Source organism: Mycobacterium sp. (genome assembly GCF_025965855.1).
Classification (GTDB): Bacteria; Actinomycetota; Actinomycetes; order Mycobacteriales; family Mycobacteriaceae; genus Mycobacterium.
Genome location: NZ_JAOPWB010000023.1, coordinates 1 through 5,235, shown reverse-complemented (window position 1 = coordinate 5,235; position 5,235 = coordinate 1). Strand labels below are relative to the sequence as shown.

6 protein-coding genes and 1 pseudogene are annotated in these 5,235 nt (G+C 65.3%); 2 read left to right on the top strand and 5 right to left on the bottom strand.

What is annotated here, in order from left to right; genetic code table 11:
• From JWP83_RS02045 to JWP83_RS02035, 3 genes are all read right to left on the bottom strand, one after another.
• Nucleotides 1-484: methyltransferase dimerization domain-containing protein (locus JWP83_RS02045; RefSeq protein ID WP_297725287.1), on the bottom strand; the 484-nt coding region annotated here is incomplete at its 3' end.
• A 63-nt stretch (nucleotides 485-547) separates the two neighbouring features.
• Nucleotides 548-1,405 carry a helix-turn-helix transcriptional regulator gene (locus tag JWP83_RS02040; protein ID WP_297725289.1) on the bottom strand — a complete coding sequence of 286 codons (858 nt, stop codon included), beginning with the start codon at nucleotides 1,403-1,405 and terminating at the stop codon, nucleotides 548-550.
• 28 nt (nucleotides 1,406-1,433) lie between these two features.
• On the bottom strand, nucleotides 1,434-2,312 hold the full coding sequence (locus JWP83_RS02035; RefSeq protein WP_297725285.1) for an SDR family NAD(P)-dependent oxidoreductase: 879 nt from the start codon (nucleotides 2,310-2,312) through the stop codon (nucleotides 1,434-1,436).
• Between the two features lie 82 nt (nucleotides 2,313-2,394).
• Between JWP83_RS02035 and JWP83_RS02030 the strand changes: the two genes are divergently transcribed.
• Entirely contained in the window at nucleotides 2,395-3,081 is a 687-nt protein-coding gene (locus tag JWP83_RS02030) for a TetR/AcrR family transcriptional regulator (protein WP_297725283.1), read from the top strand.
• A 277-nt stretch (nucleotides 3,082-3,358) separates the two neighbouring features.
• On the opposite strand, the gene JWP83_RS02025 is transcribed toward JWP83_RS02030, so the two are convergent.
• Complete coding sequence (locus tag JWP83_RS02025) at nucleotides 3,359-3,976, bottom strand: TetR/AcrR family transcriptional regulator (RefSeq protein WP_297725281.1); 618 nt, start codon at nucleotides 3,974-3,976, stop codon at nucleotides 3,359-3,361.
• 104 nt (nucleotides 3,977-4,080) lie between these two features.
• Here JWP83_RS02025 and JWP83_RS02020 point away from each other — a divergent pair, with 104 nt between their 5' ends.
• Nucleotides 4,081-5,049: an SDR family NAD(P)-dependent oxidoreductase gene (locus tag JWP83_RS02020; RefSeq protein WP_297725279.1), complete on the top strand. Its 969-nt coding sequence runs from the start codon at nucleotides 4,081-4,083 to the stop codon at nucleotides 5,047-5,049.
• A 54-nt stretch (nucleotides 5,050-5,103) separates the two neighbouring features.
• On the opposite strand, the pseudogene JWP83_RS02015 reads toward JWP83_RS02020, so the two are convergent.
• Nucleotides 5,104-5,235, bottom strand: a pseudogene (locus JWP83_RS02015) (IS256 family transposase); the annotation flags it as partial.

Below are 5,235 nucleotides of genomic sequence, written 5' to 3'. Positions count from 1 at the left end.
CCTGCATGAACTGCTCAAGCCGTGCGGGGTCGCTGTAGAGCTCCTCGAAGATCGGCTTGCCGGTGAGCTTGACCTCGGTTTGGGGCTCGCCGGTCTTGAGCGCCTCGGTCAACTCACCCCAGAACCCGTAGGACCGGGCGTTGCACATCTCGAGGAACCCCCCGACATAGGTGGGGCTTTGCTTGTCGAGGAACGCCGCCGCCTCGGCGCTGTTGCGATAGCGGCCGTCGGTCCCCTCGCCATCGCGCTCCAGGAAGCCAAGCGCGACCAGCGCGTCGAGGAAGTCGTAGATCGCACGCGGATGCAGCGCCAGCCGTGCACCGACTTCCTCCCCAGACATCGACGCACCGCCCAGATGGCTGAACAGGTCGAGCTCGACGGCCGAGAGCAGCGTCTTCGCCGGCCAGAACCCCGCGCCGACTTCCATGATGTGCGACGCACCCAGCTCGGCGTCCGACAGGCGTGCTGCGGGTGTCTCTGGCATGCCCCCACTGTCGGCTCCGAATGAGCCGGGGCGAAGACCGCGCTAGTGCTATCCCTGGCACTACTACTCTCGATCTCCCAACCCTGATGGACCGTCGATAGTCGCACGTGGGGTTTGGCTGTCGAGTAGCTGACGCAGTCGTGCAGGGGTGTCGGTGGTCAGCACGGGTGTGAAGATCACTAGGTGCAGTTCGGGATGATCGGCCGGTGACATGCTGTGTTGTTCCATGCGCAGGTCGCCGACTTCGGGGTGGCAGAACAGGCGCTTTCGGGAGGTCAGTGCTTGGATGTCGTGGTTCTCCCAGGCGGCGCGAAACGCTTCGCTGCTCTCGAGAAGTCGTTCGACGAGGTGGCAGAAGGGTGAGTCGCCCAGCCGGGCGCCGGCCTGGGCCCGGAACGAGGCAGCGTTGTAGAGGCTGGTGAATTCCCAGTCGGGCATCAGCGCGCGCAGGTACGGGTCGGTGAACAATAGCCACAGCAGGTTTCGGTCCGCCGCGGCGACCGTTGCCACGTTCGGGTACAGCGCCTCGTATGCGGTGTTCCACGCCGTGACCGCCCAGTCCGGGGCGAGCGCATACGCCGGGTAGCCCGTGAGGGCATCGAGCAGCCGCTGCAAGTGCGTGGGCACGGTCCGCGGGACCGGGTCTTCGGCGGGTTGGGGGGCGGAGTACCCGGCCAGCGACAGCACGTAGGCGTGTTCCGCGGAAGACAGCCGCAGCGTCCGCGCGAGCGCATCGAGCACCTGCCGAGACGGGGTGATGGCGCGTCCCTGTTCCAGCCGGGTGTACCAGGTGATACTCACACGCGCCAGGTAGGCCACCTCCTCGCGGCGCAGCCCGGAAGACCCCCTGGCGACCGGGGGCAGGCCAAAGTCTGCGCGTACGAGCTGACGTCGCCGAGTTCTGAGGAACTCGCCGATCATGGCGGCGTTGCGGCTCACCGTTCACCCCTCACCCGCCGGCCGGTGCCGGTGGATGCTCTGGGAGGACTGGGCCGGTGGCGCCGAAGTCGACCGAGCGGCCGAACTGGGCCCATCGCCGGTCTTCGTCGGTGGTCTTTTGCAGGGCGGCGGCGGCGAGGTCGACAGCGTCCGAGCCGAGAAGCAGGTGCAGCGGGGGTTCGTTCAGTTCGGCGATTTGGACGAACGCGCGGGCCACCTTGTCCGGGTCGATCGGCTCGGTGCCGTTGGCGGCGCGAAGCCGTGTGGCCATCGCGCCGACCGTGGGTGCGTAGTCGGGCGAGTGCTGGGGAACCACCATGGACGAGCCGGCCCAGTCGGTGCGCATCGCGCCGGGCTCGGCCAGGGTGACCTTGATCCCGAAGCCGGCGACCTCTTGGGCGAGCACCCCGGAGAAGCCTTCGACGGCGAACTTAGCGGCCTGGTAGGCACCCAGCCCGGGGGATGTCAGCCGCCCGCCGATCGAGGTGACCTGGATGAAGTGCCCCGAATTCTGTGCGCGGAAGACCGGCAACGCGGCCTTGGTCACGTACACAGTGCCCAGAAACACGGCATCGAACTGGGATCGGAAGTCGTCGAGGTCGACCTCTTCGATGGGTGTCATGTTGGCGTAGCCGGCGTTGTTGACGACCACGTCGAGACGCCCGAAGGTCGAGACTGCCTCCCCGACGGCCCACCGGGCGCGGGCCGCATCGGTGACGTCGAGCGGTAGCGCCAAGAACCGGCCCGGATAGGCCTGCCCGAACTGGCTCAGGGCATCGACGCGACGAGCCGTGCCAACCATGCGATGGCCGGCCCCGAGGGCTTGACCGACGACCGAGCGACCAAGCCCACGCGACGCACCCGTCACAAACCACACCTGCTCTGCCATGTTTCCTCCTCGGGTTCGGGGTCAACATAACGCAATCGGTCTGCGTTATGCAACGCAGACCGATTGCGTTAAACTGTGCGTCGTGTCCCCCACCCAGCCGGTCGAGCGGCAGTTTCAACGCGCACGAACCGAGGCCAACAAAAAGCGGCGCGCAACGGATCTCGTCGAGGCCGCGCGCGAGCTGGCGCTGCGCGACGGCGCCCGGTGCGTGACATTGATCGCGATCGCCGCTCATGCCGGGGTGCATGCCTCAGCGGTGCGTCGCTACTTCGACTCGCGCGAGGAGATCCTGCTGGTGCTGACCGCGCAGGAGTGGGCCAGCTGGGCCGACGAGATCGTCAAGGCGTTGAAGGGATCCGAGGTCGTGCGCGTCGAGCAAGTGGCGAGCCTGCTGGCCAAATCGATCAGTGGCCGGGCGCTGTTTTGCGATCTCCTCGCCCACGCGTCGCTAACCCTCGAGCGGCAAGTGCCACTAGAAGTGGCCCGCACATTCAAGCTCGCCGCCCTCGACGCGGTCGACTCGATCGGCTCCGCCATCGCCGGAACAGTGCCGCAGCTCAATGCGCAAGACGCCCGCGACCTGGTTACCGTGACCACCGCCCTGGCGGCGATGCTGTGGCAGTACGCCCATCCGCCGCCGGCCCTGGAACAGCTCTACCGAGACGACCCGCGGCTCGGCCACACCATGGAGGACTTCGGGGCGCGGCTGTCCCGCATGATCCGGTACGCTGCGGCCGGGATCACGTCACCGGTGAACGGATCACACTGACGTCTCACTCGGTCACATACGCTGAGCGAGCCGATCGCGTCTGAAATCGCAATTTGTCTCAGTTTCTTGTCACGAGCGACATTCGCGTGACATCGAAACTGAGACGGTGACTGTCCGACCAGCAGCGTCGCCACATGTCTCAATTGATGTCCATCGCGGTTGGTATTTCGTGTCCTTTTTGCGGCGTGCGGCCGGAGCAGCCCGCCCGGTTATCCGGTCCGCGGTTGCGACGGCCGGTTGGTTGGGACACTCCAACTTCTAGTTGGAGGTGGGCCCGTCATGTTCGTTTTGCCGAGTTAGCCGTGGGTGCGCGGAGCTGCTCGCCGGGGTAGAGGTGTTGGTGTGTGCGGTTATCGGTCTTTGCGGGTTGAGTCAGGCCGGCTAGGAGCACTTGTATCGCCATCGCGCGGCTTTGGTGGTCGTCGGCCGCGCTGGTCATGCGGATCAACATGGCGATGTCGTTGGCCGTAACGCCGGATTGCAGGGCACCGGCTTCGCGTAGCCGTCCGGTGACCGGGGCAACAAGGTCGGTGATGAGTCGCTGTGCATGCGCCTGGGTGCGCTGGCTCGTCGAAGCCAGCCGCAGAAAGGTCTCGGTCTCGCCGTCGGAGAGGTCACAGCTGCTGGTGAACACCCACCGGAACGCTTCCAGGGGATCGGATATGGCCGCGGCTAGATCGCTGTTGTCGCGCACGGCCGCGATGAGGTCCTCGAGGACCGCCTCGACTAGGTCGTCTCGATCGGCGAAGTGTCGGTAGAGGGTGGTAGCGCCAACGCCTGCCCGCCGGGCAATCTCTTCGAGGCTGACATCGGGTCCCAGCTCGACGAACGCTGCTCGAGCTGCGGCCACCACTCGTTGCCGGTTGCGCAACACATCCTTGCGCGGTGCCCGCATGGCGACTGCCTCCCTACTGAAGTGGTAGCGCTACACCCGTTTTTGGCCTACAGTGTGAAGTGGGTGTGCTACTTCCACTTTATTGAGCAGCGTAAGGAGAAGCAATGATCGCCAGTGCATTGGTCACCCAGCCTAAACGTCGGTGCGGCCGGGATATATCCCCGGATACAGCGTGGACGGCCGACGACATCGCCGATCAGCGCGGCCGGGTCGCGGTCATCACGGGCGCGAACACCGGCGTCGGCCTGGCCACCGCGACGCAGCTGGCACGCCACGGTGCCCACGTCACGCTCGCAGTGCGCAATCTGGACAAGGGCAATGCAGCGGCGGCGAGCATTCGGTCGACAACACCCGGTGCGGACGTATCTGTTCAGCAGCTGGATCTTGCGTCGCTTGACTCGGTCTATGCCGCTGCGGCCGAACTGGACACCAGGCTCGATCGGATCGACCTTCTCATCAACAATGCCGGCGTGATGGCGGGAGGACGTCCGCGGTCAACGACCGAGGATGGGTTTGAGATGCATTTTGGTACCAACCATCTCGGGCATTTCGCGCTGACCGGGCTGCTGCTGGGACACGTGCTGGCCGCGCCGAACTCGCGCGTCATAACAGTCAGCAGTGCCGCCCACCGCCTCCAGCTGCGAATTCACTTCGAGGATCTGCAGGGCCTGCGGACCTACCGCACCACCAGCGCTTACGGGCAGTCCAAACTGGCCAACCTAATGTTCGTCTACGAGCTGCAGCGCCGCCTCGCCACACATGACAGCACCACCATCGCCGTTGCCGCACATCCCGGTGGAACCAGAACCGACCTTGCGCGTGATTCCTCCACACCCGTCAAACTCTTTAACCGTCTGCTGCTACAAACCCCGGCTATAGGGGCTTTGCCGACACTGAGGGCCGCCACCGACCCATCCGTCTCCGGCGGGCAATACTTCGGTCCCCGAGGCATTCTGGAAGCACGCGGCTACCCCAAAGTCGTCCAATCAAGCAAGCAGTCACACGACACGGAGGCCCAGCACAGACTCTGGGCGATCTCCGAAGAACTCACCAGGGTCTGCTACCCCATCTAGTATCCTGCGCCGTTGGGGCTGTCCGATTAACGGTGGATCCGACCTTGGCATTTGTTAGTTGCCGGTCGGGGTGATCCGGCCGTTGAAGGTGATTGCGAACGCGTTTAGTGCGGGCTTCCACCTCATTTCCCATCGTGCCCTACCCCGCCCGGTCGGATCTAGTGATCGGGTGACGAGGTAGAGGCA